At 75.7% G+C, this 1,352-nt stretch carries 1 protein-coding gene; it reads right to left on the reverse strand.

Annotated features, from left to right (window positions below):
• Nucleotides 1–102 precede the first annotated feature (102 nt).
• On the reverse strand, nucleotides 103–1,221 hold the full coding sequence (locus HCJ92_RS24090) for an ADP-ribosylglycohydrolase family protein (protein WP_167935713.1): 1,119 nt from the start codon (nucleotides 1,219–1,221) through the stop codon (nucleotides 103–105).
• Between the last annotated feature and the right edge of the window lie 131 nt (nucleotides 1,222–1,352).

Raw genomic sequence — 1,352 nt, forward strand, 5'->3', positions numbered from 1 at the left:
CCGGGGCCGGCGCGCCGGGTGGAGTGCGGGGGCGTCCGCGCCGCCCACGCGCTCCACCGCCCACGCGCTCCACCGCTCAGGTGCTCCGCCGCCCGCGCGGGGTCAGCCCCGCGGGTAGCGCTCCAGCCAGGCCGCGACCGCGCCGCCCGGACCGTGGAGGGCGGGTCCCTGCGTCATCTCCAGCGTGAAGTCGTCGGCGAGCTCCAGCATCGTCGCCCGGCCCTCCAACTCGGGCAGCAGCTCCGGCGGGAGCGCCGTCTCGCCGTGCAGCGCCCCCAGCAGGTTGCCGCAGACGGAGCCGGTGGAGTCGGAGTCGCCACCGTGGTTGACGGAGAGCAGCAAGCCGTGGCGGACGTCCTGGGCGACCAGGGCGCAGTACACGCCCATCGCCAGGGCCTCTTCCGCCACCCACCCCTCGCCCAGCGCGGCGACCCTCTCCGGGCCGGGAGCTCCCGCTGTGACGGCGGCCAGCGCCCGGTGGAGCGCGTCGGTCGTCTCCTTGTGGTCGGGCATCACCGCCAGCAGCGCCAACGCCTTGTGGACGGCGCCTTCCAGGGTGTCCCCCCGGATGATCGCGTGGATGATGGCGGAGAACGCCCCGGCGGCGAGCCGCCCGGTGGGGTGGCCGTGGGTCTGGCTTGCGCACTCGACGCTGAGTTGCAGGACGAGGCGGGGCTCCCAGCCCGCGAGCAGCCCGAAGGGCGCGGAGCGCATGACGGTGCCGCACCCCTTGGAGTTGGGGTTCTTGGGCTTCTCCACGGTGCCGAGGACGTCGTCGGCGAGGCCGGAGAGGCAGGCGTTGCCGGGGGCACGGCGGGCGTAGAGCCATTCCTGGCGCGCCAGCCAACCGTCGTCGGCGCGGCGTTCGTCCGGCCCCCAGTCGTTCTGGGTCCGGTACCAGCGGCGGTAGGCGGCGTGGACGTCGGTCGGCGGGTGCCAGGCGCCGGAGTCGCGGCGGATGTGGGCGCGGATGAGGCCGTCCAGGGTGAACAGCGTCATCTGGGTGTCGTCGGTGACGGCGCCTCGGCGCCCGTAGGCGGGCACGTAGTCGGTGACGCCCGCCGGGCCGTGGCGGTCGCGGATCTCCGCCAGGGAGTCGAACTCGATCCCCGCGCCCAGGGCGTCGCCGATGGCGCCGCCCAGGAGACATCCCCGCACCCGGCTGCGGAAGTCCTGCTGCTCGGCGCGCCCCCACAGCGCTCCGCTCGCCGGTCCCGTCATCCCCGTCGCCCTCCCTCGTCCGTCAACCACGGCAGCGTAAGCCAGGGGCGCGCCGCACGTCAGGAGTGGCGGTGGCCACTTCGTGCCAGGGGGCGGCACTCGGGGCCGGCGCCGCCCGTCCGGCGCCGGCC

The sequence above is a fragment of the Streptomyces spiramenti genome, from assembly GCF_012034385.1.
In the GTDB taxonomy this organism is placed as follows: domain Bacteria; phylum Actinomycetota; class Actinomycetes; order Streptomycetales; family Streptomycetaceae; genus Streptomyces; species Streptomyces spiramenti.